The sequence below is a fragment of the Pseudomonas sp. TE24901 genome (assembly GCF_054058375.1).
The window spans coordinates 428,091-446,144 of sequence record NZ_JBSSAF010000002.1 but is presented as its reverse complement, the minus strand read 5'-3'; the positions used below and the strand labels follow the sequence as shown (position 1 = coordinate 446,144).

11 protein-coding genes are annotated in these 18,054 nt (G+C 63.0%); 4 read left to right on the top strand and 7 right to left on the bottom strand.

The window, feature by feature from the left end; all coding sequences use genetic code 11:
* The first annotated feature begins 86 nt into the window (after positions 1-86).
* The gene (locus ACVWVP_RS05740; RefSeq protein WP_178922314.1) at positions 87-797 is read left to right on the top strand and encodes a histidine phosphatase family protein; all 711 of its coding nucleotides are present in this window, start codon (positions 87-89) and stop codon (positions 795-797) included.
* A gap of 55 nt (positions 798-852) precedes the next feature.
* Positions 853-1,167: an SCP2 sterol-binding domain-containing protein gene (locus ACVWVP_RS05735; protein WP_016969749.1), complete on the top strand. Its 315-nt coding sequence runs from the start codon at positions 853-855 to the stop codon at positions 1,165-1,167.
* 380 nt (positions 1,168-1,547) lie between these two features.
* Here the strand turns inward: ACVWVP_RS05735 and ACVWVP_RS05730 are convergent, their stop codons facing one another.
* The 3 genes from ACVWVP_RS05730 to ACVWVP_RS05720 form a co-directional block, all read right to left on the bottom strand.
* Positions 1,548-1,955, bottom strand: coding sequence for a hypothetical protein (locus tag ACVWVP_RS05730; RefSeq protein ID WP_457404669.1), 408 nt, complete (start codon positions 1,953-1,955; stop codon positions 1,548-1,550).
* A 43-nt stretch (positions 1,956-1,998) separates the two neighbouring features.
* Positions 1,999-4,641, bottom strand: coding sequence for an MGH1-like glycoside hydrolase domain-containing protein (locus tag ACVWVP_RS05725; RefSeq protein WP_457404667.1), 2,643 nt, complete (start codon positions 4,639-4,641; stop codon positions 1,999-2,001).
* Positions 4,642-4,800: 159 nt separating this feature from the next.
* Positions 4,801-6,210, bottom strand: a complete 1,410-nt coding sequence (locus tag ACVWVP_RS05720) for an OprD family outer membrane porin (RefSeq protein ID WP_457404666.1) — start codon at positions 6,208-6,210, stop codon at positions 4,801-4,803.
* Between the two features lie 287 nt (positions 6,211-6,497).
* Here ACVWVP_RS05720 and hglS point away from each other — a divergent pair, with 287 nt between their 5' ends.
* Positions 6,498-7,874: a 2-oxoadipate dioxygenase/decarboxylase HglS gene (gene hglS, locus ACVWVP_RS05715; protein ID WP_457404665.1), complete on the top strand. Its 1,377-nt coding sequence runs from the start codon at positions 6,498-6,500 to the stop codon at positions 7,872-7,874.
* A 154-nt stretch (positions 7,875-8,028) separates the two neighbouring features.
* On the opposite strand, the gene ACVWVP_RS05710 is transcribed toward hglS, so the two are convergent.
* The gene (locus tag ACVWVP_RS05710) at positions 8,029-8,253 is read right to left on the bottom strand and encodes a DUF465 domain-containing protein (protein WP_457404664.1); all 225 of its coding nucleotides are present in this window, start codon (positions 8,251-8,253) and stop codon (positions 8,029-8,031) included.
* 174 nt (positions 8,254-8,427) lie between these two features.
* Between ACVWVP_RS05710 and tkt the strand changes: the two genes are divergently transcribed.
* Complete coding sequence (gene tkt, locus ACVWVP_RS05705) at positions 8,428-10,473, top strand: transketolase (protein WP_457404662.1); 2,046 nt, start codon at positions 8,428-8,430, stop codon at positions 10,471-10,473.
* Positions 10,474-10,562: 89 nt separating this feature from the next.
* On the opposite strand, the gene uvrA is transcribed toward tkt, so the two are convergent.
* From uvrA to ACVWVP_RS05690, 3 genes are all read right to left on the bottom strand, one after another.
* On the bottom strand, positions 10,563-13,085 hold the full coding sequence (uvrA, locus tag ACVWVP_RS05700; RefSeq protein ID WP_178922301.1) for an excinuclease ABC subunit UvrA: 2,523 nt from the start codon (positions 13,083-13,085) through the stop codon (positions 10,563-10,565).
* Entirely contained in the window at positions 13,082-14,794 is a 1,713-nt protein-coding gene (locus ACVWVP_RS05695; RefSeq protein WP_178922299.1) for an ATP-binding protein, read from the bottom strand. Before ACVWVP_RS05695 ends, uvrA begins: the two co-directional genes overlap by 4 nt.
* A 109-nt stretch (positions 14,795-14,903) precedes the next feature.
* Entirely contained in the window at positions 14,904-17,975 is a 3,072-nt protein-coding gene (locus ACVWVP_RS05690; protein ID WP_457404659.1) for an error-prone DNA polymerase, read from the bottom strand.
* Positions 17,976-18,054: the final 79 nt, after the last annotated feature.

Genomic DNA, 18,054 nt, shown 5'->3' with positions numbered 1-18,054 from the left:
TTTAAAACAAGCGTATGTTTTTTCATTGACAGCTCTTCGGCATCCTCATAACCTCGCCAGACTTTCAACGTACCGGGAAAACGGACGTGGGCAGCATCTACCTGATTCGACATGGCCAGGCCTCCTTCGGTGCAGACGACTATGACGTCCTGTCGCCCGCCGGCGTGGAACAAGCGCAAGTGCTCGGTCGCCACCTGGCGGAACTGGGCCTCACGTTCGACCGCTGTGTCGCCGGTGACCTGCGTCGCCAGCAGCACACCGCCACCGCCGCCTTCGATCAATATGCAGCCCTCGGGCTGCCGGTGCCCGCGCTTGAAGTCGACAGCGCCTTCAACGAATTTGATGCCGATGCGATCATCCGCGCTCTGCTGCCCGACCTGCTGACAACCGAGCCCGAGGCGCTGGATATCCTGCGCAATGCCGCGCAGAACCGCAGCGAATTCCAACGTATCTTTGCCTTGATCATCGAGCGCTGGCTGGCCGGCACCTACGACCCGCCCGGGCTGGAGAGCTGGCTGGGCTTCGTGGAACGCGTACAAGGCGGCCTGCAGCGCATCCTCGAAGCAGCCGACAATACGCAGAAGATCGCCGTGTTTACTTCCGGCGGCACCATCACCGCCCTGCTCCACCTGATTACCCGAATGCCGGCTGCCCAGGCGTTCGAGCTGAACTGGCAAATTGTTAACACCTCGCTCAACCAGCTGAAATTCCGCGGTCGCGAGGTGGCACTGGCTTCCTTCAACAGTCACACCCACTTGCAACTGTTGAAGGCGCCGCACCTCATCACCTTCCGATGAATGGCGGCCAACCGTGACCCCAAGGTCACTGGACTCACCCTAAAGGATCGAAACCATGACTGACGTAGCCAAAGCTGTAGAAGCAATGAAAGCCAAATTCAACCCAGCCGCTGCCGACGGCCTGGACCTGGTGTTCGGTTTCCGTATCGACGACACCCAGAACTTCTCGCTGGTGGTGAAAAACAACACCTGCGAACTGCTGGAAGGCGAAAACCCTGACGCCCAAGTGACCCTGGTCACCGACGGCGAAACCATGGAAGGCATCGTCAGCGGCGACACCGACGGCATGCAGGCCTTCATGAGCGGCAAACTGCGCACTGAAGGCGACATGATGCTGGCCATGAAGCTGAGCGAACTGTTCCCGGCTTGATTCACGGACAGTCCCCGATCCCGCCCTTCGAGGCGGGATTTTTTTTGCCCCAAATCCTGGCCTGTAGTGAGCGGGCCTGCCCCGCGCCGCGCCATTCGACACATCGCAACCCTGCCTGACGCCCCTCAGCGCGAGATGGATCATTTCTGGCTCATCAGGATCTGTCAGCGGCCTGCTGCAGCCTCGACAACTCTAAACTGCTCAAGCTCCCTCGAATGGCCCTCGGTACCCCGCCGGTTGATGAGGTACCCCTCACCCGGCCGCTCGTGGAACTCCCCGGACTCCACATCCCGGCCAATGACGATCAAATACTTGTTGGGCCCCACGCGCGCGTAGACGTTATAGAAATCGGCTATTTGCCCTTCGTTGATGAAAAGACTCTACGCGTAACGCGATCGGCGCGTCAGCTCGGGCCACTGCGCCCTCAAGATATCGACATCACCGGCTTCACCGACGATATCTATCGCGCGGACGACTTCATCGACCAAAGGATCATTTTCATCAGCGCCAAGCGCCCGCGGCTTGAGCCGGGTCATTTTGCGAAGCGAGTCAGGGTCCGCATTTCTGACCTCATCGTCAATCGACAGAGTCACGGGTTCGAGGCGATACGTGCCATTCTTGACCCATTTGGACGCATCGGCAGTCTCAGATGGGCATTGCACACAGGCCGCCCTCATTGAGGCTGCGCTGGCGCTGCTGGCATACAGGCTCAAGGTAAAAAAACCGGCGCCCATCAGCAGGGCTACCAGCAGGTTCGCTGGGCGTGAAGCAGTGGCGCTATTCGCCATGATCTACATCCTTGTAAGGGTCGGGCCGGCGAATCTACCCGATTCACGCCGTTGGCGGAACACTCAGTAACAGCGCCACCAACGCGCTCCACCCCGTCTGGTGCGACGCCCCCAACCCACGCCCGGTTTCCCCGTGGAAATACTCATGAAACAACACCAGGTCGCGGCTTAGCGGGTCGGCCTCCAACTGCGCATAACCCGCCATCGACGGCCGCAGGCCATTTTCATCGCGCAAAAACAAACGCGTCAGGCGTTGGCTGAGGCTGTCAGCCACTTCTTCAAGCGACGACAGATAACCACTGCCCGTCGGGTACTCCACCGAGAAGTTATCCGCGTAGTAGCGATGAAACTCGCGCAGCGACTCGATCAGCATGTAATTCACCGGCATCCACAACGGCCCGCGCCAGTTGGAGTTGCCGCCGTACAAACGCGAGTCGGACTCCCCCGGCTGGTAGCGCGCGCACAGCGTGTCGCCGTTCATCTTCAGCGCCAGGGGCTGTTCGGCGAAGGCCTTGGACAAGGAACGCACGCCAAAGGCCGAGAGGAACTCGTTGTCATCGAGCATGCGCCGCAACAGGTCCTTGGTGCGCTCCCCCCGCAACAACGCCAGCAACAGGCGGTTGCCCTGCCCCGGTTCGTTCCAGCGCGAGACTAACTTGGCCAGGTCCGGCCGATGTTTCATGAAGCCCAGCAGGCGCTCGCGCAGGCCCTCCAGCCCTTCATGTTCACGCTGCTCCAGCACCAGCACGGCAAACAGCGGCATCAGGCCGACAATGGAGCGCAGGCGCACCGGTTCGTTCTGGCCGTCGGGCCGGTGCAGCACGTCGTAGAAAAACTGGTCCTGCTCATCCCACAGGCCTTCGGCGCTGTCATCGACACGGTTGATCGCACCAGCGATGTACAGGAAGTGCTCGAAGAATTTCACCGAAATATCCACGTACACGACATTGCGCTTGGCCAGCTCCAGGCCGATGCGCATCAGGTCCAGCGCATACGCAGCGACCCACGCAGTGCCGTCGGCCTGGTCCAGTTGATAGCCCGGGGGCAACGTGGCCGAACGGTCGAACAAGGCGATGTTGTCCAGCCCCAGGAACCCGCCCTGGAACAGGTTGCGGCCCTCGGCGTCCTTGCGGTTGACCCACCAGGAAAAATTCAGCAGCAGCTTGTGGAAGATCCGCTCCAGGAAGTCCATGTCGCCTACACCCGTCAGCGCCTTATCCTGCTGATACACGCGCCAGCTGGCCCAGGCGTGTACCGGCGGGTTGGCGTCGTCGAACCGCCACTCATACGCCGGCAACTGGCCATTGGGGTGCATGAAGCGGTCCTTCACCAGCAGCAGCAACTGTTGCTTGGCGTACCCGGGGTCTATCAGGGCGATCGCCACGGCCTGGAAGCCTTGATCCCAAGAGGCGTACCACGGGTATTCCCAGGTGTCGGGCATCGACAGGATGTCGAAATTCGACAGGTGCCGCCAATGGGTATTGCGGATATGCAGGCGCTCAGGGGGCGGCGCCGGCTGGGCCGGGTCGCCGTCGAGCCATTGGTTGACGTCGAAATAGTAGAGCTGCTTGGACCACAGCAAACCGGCCAGGGCCTGACGCTGTACGTTGCGCGCATCCTCATCGGCAATGTTGTGTTGCAAGGCCGCGTAGAAGTCATCGGCCTCCTCGCGGCGTTGTTCAAACAGCTTGCGCGCATTGACCTCGGGCGAATCGGTGGGTGCGAAACGCAGGTAGAGGATTTGGCTCTGCTGGCCTTCCAGCTCAAGAATGAACCGCGCCGCCACCTTGGTGCCGGCATCGCGACGAATCGCCGATTGAACACCGTCGACCACGTAATCGTTGATACCGTCCTTGAACGGCCCCGGCGCCGGTTGGGCGTCGAGCTTCGGGTAGTTGGTTTCGTTTTCACAGAACAGCCATTCCACGCCGTCCTGGCCCCAGGCGCTGAGGTGACGGTCGGGCAGTTCAGGGTGACGGGCCAGTACATGAGAGCCCGCCAGGGTCAACTGTGGCTTGGGCGCATCAACCGTCCAGCTCCAGTCATTGCGCGCCCACAGCTGCGGCAGCACTTGCAGGCGGGTCGGCTGGTCCGCGCGATTGTGCACGGTGATGCGCATGAAGATATCGTCGGGCGTGTGCTTGGCATATTCGACACTCACATCGCAGTAGCGGTTGTCTTCGAACACCCCGGTGTCGAGCACCTCGTACTCGGCATCGCCCAAGCCACGCCGGGCGTTTTCGGTGATCAGGTCAGCGTAGGGAAAGGCTGCATGGGGGTACTTGTAGAGCATGCGCTGGTAGGCATGGCTCGGTACGCCGTCGACGAAAAAGTACAGTTCCTTGACGTCTTCACCGTGGTTGCCCTCGGCGTTGTTCAAGCCGAACAGGCGCTCCTTGAGAATGCTGTCGCGCTCGTTCCACAGGGCCAAGCCCAGGCACCAGCGTTGTGCCTTGTCGCTGAAACCGGCCAGGCCGTCCTCGCCCCAGCGGTAGGCGCGGCTGCGGGCATGTTCGTGTGGGAAATACGCCCAGGCATCACCGTCGGCGCTGTAGTCCTCGCGCACGGTGCCCCATTGGCGTTCACTCAAGTAAGGGCCCCACTCGCGCCAGCGTTCGGCGTCGGGGTTGGCCAGGCGTTGGCCTTCAATCGTTGCAAGGATGTCTGTTACGGGCGTGGCCGTCATCGGGTCCTCCATCACTGGCGCGGTGACGGGCAGTGTAGAACCCATTCGCGCCCCGATGCACATGAAGACTCAACCCTGGCCCAGAAAAGACTGAGGCCGCTGATTAGGCGGCCTGCAGTTTTTTAGCGCTGCGCAATCGCGCAGTTTCCTCGCGTGTTCTTAGAAGATCGCGTAGGTGTAGTTGAAGATCAGGCGAGTTTGATCCTGATCGGCCGTGCCGGTGTTGTGACCGTGGTAAGTACCGGTACGGAAGGTGGTGCCGAAGCCTTTCAGCGGGCCTTCCTGCACAACGTAGTCCAGACGGAAGTCGGTTTCGTTTTCTTTCTGGTCAGCACCGCCAGCTACCTTGGACTTGATATCAGTACCGTCCAAGTAAGCGATGGAGGCTTTCAGGCCAGGCACGTAGGCTTTGAAGTCATACGAGTACTGACCGAAATTGACCTGCTCGCCCGCACGGGAGAACTGGCCGACCACGGCGTCGGTGAACAGGTAGAAGTCGCTGCCGCCTGCGCCTTGGGCGTTCGGGTCAGCAATGCTGCCCTGGTTGACCCAGACGAAACCGCCGTCATCACTCACGCCAATATGGCCGAGCATCAGGCTGCTGCCGCCCAACTGGTAGGTGAACGCGGCGCTGTAGGTTTTGTTGTCCACTTCGCCGGCGTGCTTGGCATAGCCGCCGTTGTTGTTGAACGCGTAGCCGGCCGAGCCGTTCTTGCCGTCGCTGGTGCTGTCGAAGTAGCGCAGGTCGGTCTTGAACGACTGGTCGTTGCCCAGGGGCAGCACGTGTACCAGGCCGAAATAGTTCTGTTTGTAGAAGTCTTCCAGATCGGCGTAGTAGTACTGCAACGTCAGGTTTTTAGCGATGGCGTTGTCGGAAGAACCGAATGGTTTGTAGTCCAGGCCGCCAAACTTGAAGCTGTTGCTGTCACGGGTCGCGCCGGCAACGCTCAGGCCGGTGGAGTTGCTGGAAGCACGCCCTTGGGCATGGTTCAGCTCACCACCGGTGAAGGTCACGTTGGGGATGTCGCTGGAAGTCAGGATGCCGCCGTCAAAGGTCTGCGGCGCCACACGGCTGTCGTTGGACACCAGGATCGGCAACACCGGGGCCAGACCGCCACCCACGTGCAATTCGGTCTGGGAGATGCGGAACTTCACGTTACCCGCAGCGCGACCGAAACTGTCGGCCGGCTCAGTGCCGTTGTTCTTGGTTGGGAAGAAGCTGTTGCCGTTACCCGCCAGGCCTGGGCCTGCGGTGTGGCCATCGCCGCCGTCCAGACGCAAGGCACCGAAGGCCATCACATCAAAACCGACCCCGAGGGTGCCCTGGGTGTAGCCGGATTTGTAGTCGAAGCGCAGCAAGGTGGCCGCTTCACGCAGATCATTCGCCGTCCCCGAGCGGTTGTCTGCGCTGTAGTACATGGTTCGCGAGCTGATAGCCGCGTGGCTGTCTTCCAGAAAGCCGCTGTGACCGTTCCCCGTGCCCAGCGAACCGAGCCCGAAATCATCGGCGCTGGCTTGGTGTGCAAGCAAGGCGGCGGTGATGAATAACGCCAGTGTAGAAATTTTCATTAACGACAGCCCCTAAACATATTTTTATGTGCGGTGTGTGCAGAACAGCTTTCATCCCTACAAACGTGACGATTGTTTCATGAGGACCGGGGCGCTCCTCGTGAAGAATTAGTTAGGAAAGTCCGCGAAAAATGAAATTTTCAAGCTGCCGTTTTTTGTCATATTTGCGTCATTTCATTCATTTTCAGCATGAAGTCCTGAGGATTCTTCGTTTGCACGGCCAGGCCCAGCCCAACAAAATCCAGACATAGGCCATGCCCCACTCCACCGTGTTCAGGAATTTTTCTATGCCGACCACCGCACATGTCAGCCCCGACGACATCCGCAAGGGCTTCTCCAAGGCCATGTCCGACATGTACCGAGATGAAGTTCCACTTTACGGCGCCCTGATGGAGCTGGTGGCCGAGACCAATACCCGCGTTCTCGACCGCGATCCGGGCCTGGCGCAACAGCTGCACCGCACCGGCGAAATCCAGCGCCTGGACATGGAACGCCACGGTGCTATTCGCCTGGGCACCGCCTATGAATTGGCCACCATCGGCCGCCTGTTTGCCGTGATGGGCATGCAGCCGGTGGGCTACTACGACCTGACGCCGGCCGGTGTGCCCGTGCATTCCACGGCCTTTCGCGCCGTGCATGAGCATGCGCTACAGACCAGCCCGTTCCGCGTGTTCACCTCGTTGCTGCGTCTGGAGCTGATCGAAAACCTCGAACTGCGCAGCTTCGCCGAAATCGCCCTGGCCAAGCGCTCGATCTTCACCCCTGGCGCCCTGGCCCTGATCGAGAAAGCCGAAACGCACGGCGGGCTCAATGCCGAAGACGCCGATGAATTTATCCGCCAGGCCCTGGAAACCTTCCGCTGGCACCACACCGCGACCGTCACCGGCGCGCAATACCAGCAACTGAGCGACCAGCACCGCCTGATCGCCGATGTCGTGGCCTTTAAAGGCCCGCACATCAACCACCTCACCCCGCGCACCCTGGACATCGACCAGGTGCAGGCCGCCATGCCGGGCAAAGGCATCACCCCCAAGGCGGTGATCGAAGGCCCGCCGCGCCGTGAGTGCCCGATCCTGCTGCGCCAGACCAGCTTCAAGGCCCTGGATGAACCCATCGCCTTCACCGACGCCCAAGGCAGCCACAGCGCGCGTTTCGGTGAAATAGAACAACGCGGTGTCGCGCTGACCCCCAAGGGCCGGGCGCTGTACGACCAGTTGCTGAATGCGGCGCGTGATGAGCTGGGCGCCTTTCCGAACGAAGGCAACGCGGCGCGCTATATGCAATTGATGGAGCAACACTTCCAGGCCTTCCCCGACAACCACGGGCAGATGCGTGAACAGGGCCTGGCGTACTTCCGCTACTTCGCCACCGAACAGGGCGTGGCCGCCCGTGGCAACGCCGACCAGCCGCGCACGCTGGAGGCGCTGATTACGGCCGGCCACATTGATGTGGAACCGTTGGTGTACGAGGATTTCTTGCCGGTGAGCGCGGCGGGGATCTTCCAGTCCAACCTGGGGGATGCGGCGCAGAGTCACTACGCGGCCAATGCCAACCAGGTGGAATTCGAAAAGGCGCTGGGCCGTCAGACGATTGATGAATTGAAGCTGTATGGCGAAACGCAGCAGCGCTCGATCGATGAATGCGCGCGGGCGCTGCTGGCTTGAAGAGAGGTGCCCACCTGGCTCACCAGCGCAATCCTTGCGCCGCAACAGTCCCCAGAGCCAGGTGGGCGGGGCGCATCATAGGCAGTCAAAAGCGCCCTGTCCTTCAGACAATTCTGAACAAATATGTCCGCGCCCTGTAGGCGCGGACGTCGCTTCAGCCCAGCCGTTGCACTATCTCGTCTTTGATCAACAGCCGCTTCTTCTTCAGTTTCTCCACGTCCTCATCACTGGCGCTGGCCGACTCTGCCTTGAGCACCTCCCCGTCGGCTGCGTCGTATTGGGCGAGCAGCGAGTCCAGGCGTTTGTCGCTCGTCCTGCGTTCGTGAACGACTGTCTTGCTCAATCCCAAGTCCTGATACAGGTCGTGTTTCACTGGCATGGAAAACCTCCGCACGTTGATCAATGGCCTACGCTCTTGAAGCTAGCCCATTGCAGTGGGTCTTGTCATGTTCGAGGTCAATTCCCTCCGTTCGTCGCGGCACCGGCAACGCGATCAAACCTTTGCCCCGCCCTGCCCTCCACTGTAGATCGCCACCCGAGGGAGACCGGTTTCATGACTCACGCTGCCACCGCTGTCGACACCCAATGCATCAACACGATCCGCACCCTGGCGATGGACGCCGTGCAAAAGGCCAATTCCGGCCACCCGGGCACGCCCATGGGCCTGGCGCCGGTGGGCTATACGCTGTGGAGCCGGTTCCTGCGCTACCACCCCGACCATCCCGACTGGCCCAACCGTGACCGCTTCGTGCTGTCGGTGGGGCACGCGTCAATGCTGCTGTATTCGCTGCTGCACCTGGCGGGCGTGGTGGAGATTGATGCGCACGGCAAGCGCTCCGGCCTGCCGGCGGTGAGCCTGGACGATATCAAGCAGTTCCGCCAGATGAGCTCCAAGACCCCGGGACACCCCGAATACCGCATGACCACCGGCGTGGAAACCACCACCGGCCCGCTGGGCCAAGGCTGCGCCAACAGCGTGGGCATGGCCATGGCCGAGCGCTGGCTGGGCGAACGCTTCAACCGCGACGGCCAGGTGCTGTTCGATTACAACGTCTACACCCTGTGTGGCGACGGCGACATGATGGAAGGCATCAGCAGCGAAGCCGCCTCCATGGCCGGGCACTTGAAGCTGGATAACCTGTGCTGGATCTACGACAACAACACCATCAGCATCGAAGGCCACACCGAGCTGGCGTTCAGTGAGGACGTGATCAAGCGCTTCCAGGCCTATGGCTGGCACACGCTGCACGTCACCGATGCCAATGACTTGCAGGCCCTGAGCACGGCACTGCACACCTTCCAGTCAAACACCGGCGCGCCGACCTTGATCGTGGTCGACAGCGTGATCGGCTACGGCTCGCCCCACAAGCACAACACCGCCTCTGCCCACGGCGAGCCGTTGGGTGAGGAAGAAATCCGCTTGACCAAAGCCGCGTATGGCTGGCCGCAGGATTCCAGCTTCCTGGTGCCCGAGGGCGCGCGCACGGTATTGCGTGATGCGCTGCACGAACGTGCTGAGCCACTGTATGCGCAATGGAACCAGGCCCTGGCCAAGCTTGAGCCGACACTGGCCGATGAGCTGCAGCGCATGCGCGCCGGGGAAATGCCCGAGCAATGGCAGGCGGGGCAGCCCACCTTCGCCACAGACGCCAAAGGCGTCGCCAGCCGTGCTTCCGGTGGCGAGGTGTTGAATGCCTTCGCGCAACACATCCCCTGGCTGCTGGGGGGCTCGGCCGACTTGTCACCGTCCACCAAGACCAACCTCACTTTTGACGGTGCCGGGCGTTTCAGTGCCGACGACTACAGTGGGCGCAACCTGCACTTTGGCATCCGCGAACATGCCATGGGCGCGATTGCCAACGGCATGGCGCTGTCGTACCTGCGGCCCTACACCTCGACGTTCCTGGTGTTCAGCGACTACATGAAGCCGCCGATTCGCCTGGCGGCGATCATGGAGTTGCCGGTGGTGTTCGTGTTTACCCATGACTCGATTGGCGTGGGTGAGGACGGGCCGACGCACCAACCTATCGAACACCTCACGCAGTTGCGCGCTACGCCAGGGTTGCTGACCCTGCGCCCGGGCGACGCGAATGAAACCCTGGAAGTGTGGAAAGTGGCCCTGGCGCAAACCCATCGCCCCAGTTGCGTGGTGCTGTCGCGCCAGGCGCTGCCGACACTGGACCGCACGCGTTACGCGGCTGCCTCCGGCGCAGCCAAGGGCGCGTATGTGTTGGCCAGTGACGACCACCCCACCGTCATCCTGATGGCGACAGGCAGCGAAGTGAGCCTTGCCGTGGCAGCGTACGAGCAGCTGAAAGCCGAAGGCATCGCCGCGCGGGTAGTGTCCATGCCGAGCTGGGAGCTGTTTGAAGACCAGGACCAGGCCTACCGCGACAGCGTGCTGCCCCCTGCGATCAAGGCGCGGGTGGTGGTGGAACAGGCCGGTCCCTTGGGTTGGGACCGTTATGTCGGGCAGACCGGGGCCAAGGTGGTGATGAACAGCTTTGGCGCATCGGCCCCCTTGGCCAAGTTGCAGGAGAAGTTTGGCTTCACCGTCGAGAACGTAGTGAAACAAGCCAAGCAACAGATCAACCTATAAACCTGTAGTGAGCGGGCTTGCCCCGCGCTGCGGTGTGTCAGGGGCCTGGTGTATGTCTGATATACCGCAGCGCGGGGCAAGCCCGCTCACTACAAGGTCAGCTCTCGCGACAGGAAGGGGGCGGTGCGGCTGGTCTTGCTCTTGGCGACTTTCTGCGGTGTGCCGCACGCCACTATTTTCCCACCCAAATCCCCGGCCCCCGGCCCGATGTCGATCACCCAGTCACTCTGCGCCACCACGCGCATTTCATGTTCCACCACGACCACCGTGTGCCCGGCGTCCACCAGGTGATTCAACTGGCTGAGCAAGCGGTCCACGTCCCGTGGGTGCAAGCCGGTGGTCGGTTCGTCCAGCACATACAAGGTGGCGCCGCGTGCATTGCGTTGCAGCTCGGTCGCCAGCTTGATGCGCTGCGCCTCGCCGCCCGACAGCTCGGTGGCCGGCTGCCCCAGGCGCAGGTAACCCAACCCGATGTCCCGCAGCACCTGCAATGAACGCAACACCCCAGGCTGTTCGGCAAACACCTCCACCGCCTGTTCCACCGTCAGCCCCAGCACCTGGGCGATGCTCAGGCCCTGCCATTTGATCGCCAGTGTTTCGGGGTTGTAGCGCGCCCCATGGCAGGTAGGACATGGCGCATACACGCTGGGCATGAACAACAGTTCCACGCTGACAAACCCTTCACCCTCACAGTGGGGGCAACGGCCCTTGGCGACGTTGAACGAGAACTGCCCCGCGTCGTAATGCTGCTTTTTGGCCGCTGGTGTCGCGGCGAACAACTTGCGCACGTTGTCGAACAGCCCGGTGTAGGTCGCCAGGTTGGAGCGCGGCGTGCGGCCGATGGGTTTCTGGTCCACCTGCACCAGGCGACGGATGTGCTCCAGGCCGCTGCCGATATGCCCACCGCTGGCCTGGGGCGCGTCGTCTTCCAGGCTCGGTTCTTCGTCGCTGTCTACCACGCGGCCGAGGCCGGCGCCCACCAGTTCCAGCAGCGCCTGGCTGACCAGGCTGGACTTGCCCGAGCCGGAAATACCGGTGACCGCCGTGAAACAGCCCAACGGGAAGTCGACGTTCAAGCCCTTGAGGTTGTTGCGGGTCACGCCTTCGAGTTTCAACCAGCCGCTCGGCTCACGTCGCGACGGCGTCGAAGGCCGGCGCTCGGCAAACAGATAGTCGCGGGTTTGCGACGCTTCGATGTGCGCCAGCCCTGCAGGCGGGCCGCTGTACAGCACCTGCCCGCCATGCTCGCCGGCGGCCGGGCCGACGTCGATCAGCCAGTCGGCGCGGCGCATGGTTTCCAGGTCATGCTCCACCACAAACAACGAATTGCCGGCCGCCTTCAACCGATCCAGCGCGGTGAACAAGGCCTCGCCATCCGCCGGATGCAAACCCGCCGACGGCTCGTCCAGCACGTAGATCACGCCAAACAATTGCGAACCTAACTGAGTCGCTAAGCGCAAGCGCTGCAATTCGCCGGACGACAAGGTCGGCGTGCTGCGCTCCAGGGACAAATAGCCCAGCCCCAGCTCGGTCAAGGTGCTGACCCGCTCCAGCAGGTCCTGGGCGATGCGCTGGGCTGCCAGGCGTTTTTCCACCGACAGCTTCATGCGGTCCTGCCCCGCCGCCACGGGCCGCAGCAACTCGGCCAACTGGGTCAACGACAATTGCGACAGCTCACCAATATCCACCCCGGCAAACTTCACCGACAGCGCCGCCTGGGTCAGGCGCTTGCCCTGGCATAACGGGCAGGCACTGCCTTGCATGAACTGCGACACGCGCTTTTTCATCAGTGCGCTTTGGGTGTGGGTGAAGGTGTGCAGGATGTAGCGCCGCGCACCGCTGAAGGTGCCCTGGTAGCTCGGTTCCAGCTTGCGCTTCAATGCGTCGCGGGTCTGCGCCGGGGTGAAGCCTGCGTACACCGGCACGGTGGGGGTTTCTTCGGTGAACAAGATCCAGTCGCGCTGCTTTTTCGGCAGGTCGCGCCACGGGATGTCGACGTCATAGCCCAGGGTCACCAGGATGTCGCGCAGGTTCTGGCCCTGCCATGCCAACGGCCAGGACGCCACGGCGCGCTGGCGGATGGTCAGCGAGGGATCGGGCACCATCAGCGCTTCGGTCACTTCGTACACGCGGCCCAGGCCGTGGCATTGCGGGCAGGCGCCCTGGGGCAGGTTCGGCGAAAAGTCTTCGGCATACAGCATCGCCTGCCCCGGCGGGTAGCTGCCGGCACGGGAGTACAGCATGCGGATCAGGCTCGACAAGGTGGTGACGCTGCCCACCGATGAGCGCGCGCTCGGCGTACCGCGCTGTTGCTGCAGGGCCACGGCAGGCGGCAGGCCTTCGATGGAATCGACGTCCGGCACGCCAACCTGGTCGATCAGCCGCCGTGCATACGGCGCCACCGACTCGAAGTAGCGCCGTTGTGCCTCGGCATACACCGTGGAAAACGCCAGGGACGACTTGCCCGACCCCGATACCCCGGTAAACACCACCAGGGCATCCCGGGGAATGTCCACATCGACGTTGCGCAAGTTGTGTTCACGGGCGCCGCGTACGCGGACAAAGCCAGTGGGGTGGGCGGTTATCGGCGGGATGCTGCGCTGTGACGTCATGGGCAACCTTGTCTTGCGGTGAGCACGCTGCGCACCCGTTGCGTCAGGGCTTCGGGGCTGTAGGGCTTGCTCAGCAGATGAATGTCGGGGCTCAGCAGGTGATTGCTGGAGAGAATGTCACGGGTGTGGCCCGAGGTGAACAGCACCGCCACCGGCGGCTGTTGCGCCCGGGCCCAGTCGGCCAGGTCAGTGCTCTTGACGCGACCGGGCATGACCACGTCGGTGAAAATCAGGTCCGGGCGCACGCCGTCTTGCAATGCCTGCATGGCGCGGTCACCGTCTTCGGCGGTGAGCACGGTGTAGCCCGACTGCTCCAGCAACTCGACCACGGTCAAGCGCACGCCTTCATTGTCCTCCACCACCAGGACGGTCTCCTGGCCGCCGCTGTGGAGCGCCAGTTCGCTGTGCATGTCGAGGCTCTCCGGCTCCAGGCTGTGGGGGAAATACATCTGCACCACCGAGCCCTTGCCCTCCTCGCTCCACATCTCCACATGCCCGCCGCTCTGACGCACAAAACCGAACACCATGCTCAGGCCCAGGCCGGTGCCCTGGCCCTCGCGCTTGGTGGTGAAGAAGGGTTCGAAGGCACGCTTGAGCACCGTCTGCGACATGCCCACACCGGTGTCGGTGACCGCCAGGCGCACGTACTCGCCGGGCTTGATGCTTTTGCCCACGCAATCGGCGGGGTTGAGGATAATGTTTTCGCCAGTGATGCGAATCACGCCCTCGCCTTTCATGGCGTCCCGGGCGTTGATCGCCAGGTTGAGCAGCGCATTTTCCAACTGGTTGCGGTCGACATTGATGCACCAGGAGTCCTGGGGCAATTGCACATCGATATGGATGGTTTCCCCCAGCGCCCGCTGCAACAGCTCGCCCAGGCCGGCGTAAATGCGTTGCGGGTTGTACACCGCCGGCGACAACGGTTGGCGACGGGCAAAGGCCAGCAACTGCGACGACAACTTGGCCCCGCGCTCCACCGCTGCAATGGCCGCGCTGACGCGGCGTTGCACCTGGGCGTTGTCCGGTTCGTGCCGGGCCAGCAGGTGCAGGTTGCCGGCAATCACCTGCAGCAGGTTATTGAAGTCATGGGCCACGCCACCGGTGAGGCCGCCAATGGCTTCGAGCTTCTGCGACTGCCGCAACTGGTCTTCGGCCGCCGAACGGGCCTGCACTTCGGCGGCCACGCGTTGCTCCAGGTTATGGGTGAGTTCCTGGCGCAAGCGCTCGGAATGCACGTGCTCGGTGGTTTCCACCACAATCGCCAGCACCCCGGCCGGTTGATGATTGTCGCCGGCGACCGGGCTGTAGTAGAGGTCCAGCCACACCTCTTCGGGCTTGCCGTTGCGCAGCAGCACCAGGTCCTTGTTGTTGAACGACAAGGTGCCACCGGCCAGGCAGGTGTCGACCACATGCCGGTTGAAGTCGGCCACTTCCGGCCAGCCCAGCTCCACCGGCGTGCCCAGCAAATAGGGGTGGCGGCCGCCGGCGAACGTCGAGTAGCTGTCGTTGTAGATCATGTACCCCGCCCGCCCCCACAACATCACCATCGGCACCGGTGATGCCAGCATCATCTGTACGGTGCAGGCCAGGCTGGTGGACCAGTTGTCGATCGGGCCAAGGTCGGTGGCCGACCAATCGAACGCGCGGATCCGCTGGGCCATTTCACCGGCCCAGCCTTCACAGCCGTGGGGGTTGGATAAAAATTGCATCGGTTGGCTCTGTGCGAAAAGAAAACATCGGCAAGGTTTTGAGCACACCAGCGGTAGATCGTTTCAACGCGTATACGTTAGGGGGTAATTACAGCAGAAACCACTGACCTCAGTGAAAATCCCGACTGCGCACATGAATGCCTTCCAGCAGGGGCGACAAGTCGGTAAGGCGCCCGGCGATCAGGTGGCGCACTTCGCCCACCGCTTCCCAGCGTCCGTCCACCTTGAGCAACCGCGAACCCACCAACGCCTGGCGCTGACGCTCGGCCAGGTCACGCCAGACCACCACATTGAGGTTGCCGAATTCGTCTTCCAGGGTCACAAACGTCACACCGCTGGCGGTGCCCGGGCGCTGACGCCCCGTCACCAGCCCCGCCACGCTCACGTTGCGCCCATGCTCCACCGCGAGCAACTCCTGGGAGCTGCGGCAGCGCCGCTTGCGCAACTCGCCACGCAGCAAGGCCAGCGGGTGTGGGCCCAGGGTGGTGCCGACGGTGGCGTAGTCGGCCTGCAGGTCTTCGCCCACCGTGGGCGCGGGCAGCTCGACTACCGCCTCATCGGGGCTCGGCAACCCGGCAAACAGCCCCAGCTGCTTTTGCACCCCGGCCACTTCCCAGCGCGCCGTGTGGCGGTTGCCGGCCAAGGCACGCAAGGCGCCCGAATCGGCCAGCAGCGCCTGGGTGCGCGCATCCAGCCCGGCACGGGCGTCCAGGTCGGCAATATCGCTGAAGGCCCGATGCTGGCGGGCCGCTTCGATACGGCGCCCATCCTCTTCACGAAACCCCGCGATCATGCGCAGCCCCAGGCGAATCGCCGGCTGTTCGCCCTCGATGGGTTCCAGGCTGCAATCCCAATCACTGGCCTGCACATCCACCGGGCGGATCTGCAAACGATGGCGCCGCGCGTCCTGCAGGATCTGGTCCGGGCTGTAGAAACCCATGGGCCAGCTGTTGATCAGCGCACAGGCGAACGCGGCAGGTTCATGGCATTTGAGCCAGCAACTGGCGTAGGTCAGCAAGGCAAAGCTGGCCGCGTGGGACTCGGGGAAACCATAGCTGCCAAAGCCCTTGATCTGTTCGAAGATCTGCGCGGCAAATGCCTCGCTGTAGCCGTTTTTCAGCATGCCGGTGCGCAGGCGTTCCTGATGCGGCTCCAGGCCGCCATGGCGTTTCCAGGCGGCCATGGAGCGGCGCAACTGGTCGGCTTCGCCGGGGCCATAATCGGCCGCGACCATGGCGATCTGCATCACCTGTTCCTGAAACAGCGGAATGCCCAGGGTGCGTTTAAGCACAGCCTCCAGTTGAGGCGATGGGTAGGTCTCCGGCTCTTCCTTGTTCCGCCGGCGCAGGTACGGGTGCACCATGCCGCCCTGGATCGGCCCCGGCCGCACGATCGCCACTTCGATCACCAGGTCGTAAAAGGTCTGCGGCTTGAGCCGGGGCAACATCGACATCTGCGCCCGCGACTCGATCTGGAACACGCCGATGGTGTCGGCCTTGCTGATCATGGCGTAAGTGGCGGGGTCTTCCCTGGGGATCGTCGCCAGGGCCAGGTCACGGTTGCGGTGACGGCGCAGCAAATCGAAGCAACGGCGGATCGCGCTGAGCATGCCCAGGGCGAGGATATCCACCTTGAGCAGGCCGACGGCATCGAGGTCGTCCTTGTCCCACTGGATGATGGTGCGCTCGGCCATGGCGGCGTTTTCCACCGGTACCAGGGTATCCAGGGGGTATTCGGAAATCACGAACCCGCCCGGGTGCTGGGACAGGTGCCGGGGAAAGCCGATCAGTTGTTGGGTGAGCGTGAGCACGCGGCGCAGGATCGGGCTCTCGGGATCGAAGCCGCCTTCACGCAAGCGCGCCAGCGGCGGCGCATCGTCGCTCCAGCGCCCGCAGCAGTCGGCCAGCGCGTTGATCTGGTCGGGCGGCAAGCCCAGGGCCTTGGCCACATCCCGCACCGCGCCGGCCGCGTGATAACTGCTGACCACCGCCGTCAGCGCCGCACGGGTGCGGCCGTAGCGCTGGAACACGTACTGCAGCACTTCTTCGCGGCGGTCATGCTCGAAGTCGACGTCGATATCCGGGGGTTCGTTGCGCTCCCGGGACAGGAAGCGCTCGAACAACATGCTCGTCAGGCCGGGGTGGATCTCGGTGATGCCCAGGGCAAAACACACCGCCGAGTTGGCCGCCGAACCCCGGCCCTGGCACAGGATCGAGCGGCTGCGGGCGAACTGCACGATGTCGTGCACGGTGAGGAAATAACTCTCGTAACCCAGCTCACTGATCAGTTCCAGTTCGTCGTTGATCTGCTTCAGGGTCTTGGCCTCGACACCTTTGGGCCAGCGCGCGGCGATGCCCTGTTCGGTCACGGCGCGCAGCCAGGACTTGGCATCATGGCCGGCAGGCACCAGCTCACGCGGGTAGTGATAGCGCAACTGGCTCAAGTCGAAGCTGCAACGGCGGGCGATGGCCAGGGTTTCGTCGAGCAGGCTTTGCGGGTACAACGCGGCCAGGGCGTCTAGGCTGCGCAAATGCCGCTCGCCGTTGGGGTGCAGGCGCGTGCCGGCTTCGGCCACCGGCACGTGATGACGGATGGCGGTCATGGTGTCTTGCAGGGCTCGGCGACCGCGGGCATGCATGTGCACATCGCCGCAGGCCACCGCGGGGATGTGTAGGCTGGCCGCCAATTGCAGGCGTTGCTCCAGGTGGCGCGCATCGTCCTGGCCACAGTGGAGGTGCACCGCCAGCCACAGACGGTCGGCGAAGGTGCGGCGCAGCCACTGGATCGACGCCTGGGTGTCGCTGTCTTCGGCCACCCACAGCGCCAGCAGGCCGGGCAACGGTTGTTCGAAATCCTCAAACAGCAGGCGGTAACTGCCCTTTTCGGCGCGGCGCCGGGCCAGGGTGATCAAGCGACACAGGTGCTGGTAGCCGGTCAGGTCTTGCACCAGCAGCACCAGTTTCGGGCCATGCTCGATGCGCACTTCACTGCCGATGATCAGCGGCAGCTCCACCGCTTTCGCCGCCTGCCAAGCCCGGACGATACCCGACAGCGTGCATTCATCGGTGATCGCCAGCGCGCTGTAGCCCTGGCGCTTGGCGCGCTCGAACAGCTCCAGCGCACTGGAGGCGCCGCGTTGGAAGCTGAAGTTGGACAGGCAATGCAGCTCGGCGTAATTCATGGGCGCGGTGCCTGGGTGAACGCGGCGTGCTTGAGTTTTTCGCCGGCAAGCCGGCTCCTACAGGGAGGGGTGTCAACGG

Coding starts and splice junctions, on each gene's coding strand:
- ACVWVP_RS05710 (WP_457404664.1), bottom strand. CDS start 8,253: ATGCCAGTGAAACACGACCTGTATCAGGACTTGGGATTGAGCAAGACA.
- uvrA (WP_178922301.1), bottom strand. CDS start 13,085: ATGACGTCACAGCGCAGCATCCCGCCGATAACCGCCCACCCCACTGGC.
- tkt (WP_457404662.1), top strand. CDS start 8,428: ATGACTCACGCTGCCACCGCTGTCGACACCCAATGCATCAACACGATC.
- ACVWVP_RS05730 (WP_457404669.1), bottom strand. CDS start 1,955: ATGGCGAATAGCGCCACTGCTTCACGCCCAGCGAACCTGCTGGTAGCC.
- ACVWVP_RS05695 (WP_178922299.1), bottom strand. CDS start 14,794: ATGCAATTTTTATCCAACCCCCACGGCTGTGAAGGCTGGGCCGGTGAA.
- ACVWVP_RS05735 (WP_016969749.1), top strand. CDS start 853: ATGACTGACGTAGCCAAAGCTGTAGAAGCAATGAAAGCCAAATTCAAC.
- ACVWVP_RS05690 (WP_457404659.1), bottom strand. CDS start 17,975: ATGAATTACGCCGAGCTGCATTGCCTGTCCAACTTCAGCTTCCAACGC.
- hglS (WP_457404665.1), top strand. CDS start 6,498: ATGCCGACCACCGCACATGTCAGCCCCGACGACATCCGCAAGGGCTTC.
- ACVWVP_RS05725 (WP_457404667.1), bottom strand. CDS start 4,641: ATGACGGCCACGCCCGTAACAGACATCCTTGCAACGATTGAAGGCCAA.
- ACVWVP_RS05720 (WP_457404666.1), bottom strand. CDS start 6,210: ATGAAAATTTCTACACTGGCGTTATTCATCACCGCCGCCTTGCTTGCA.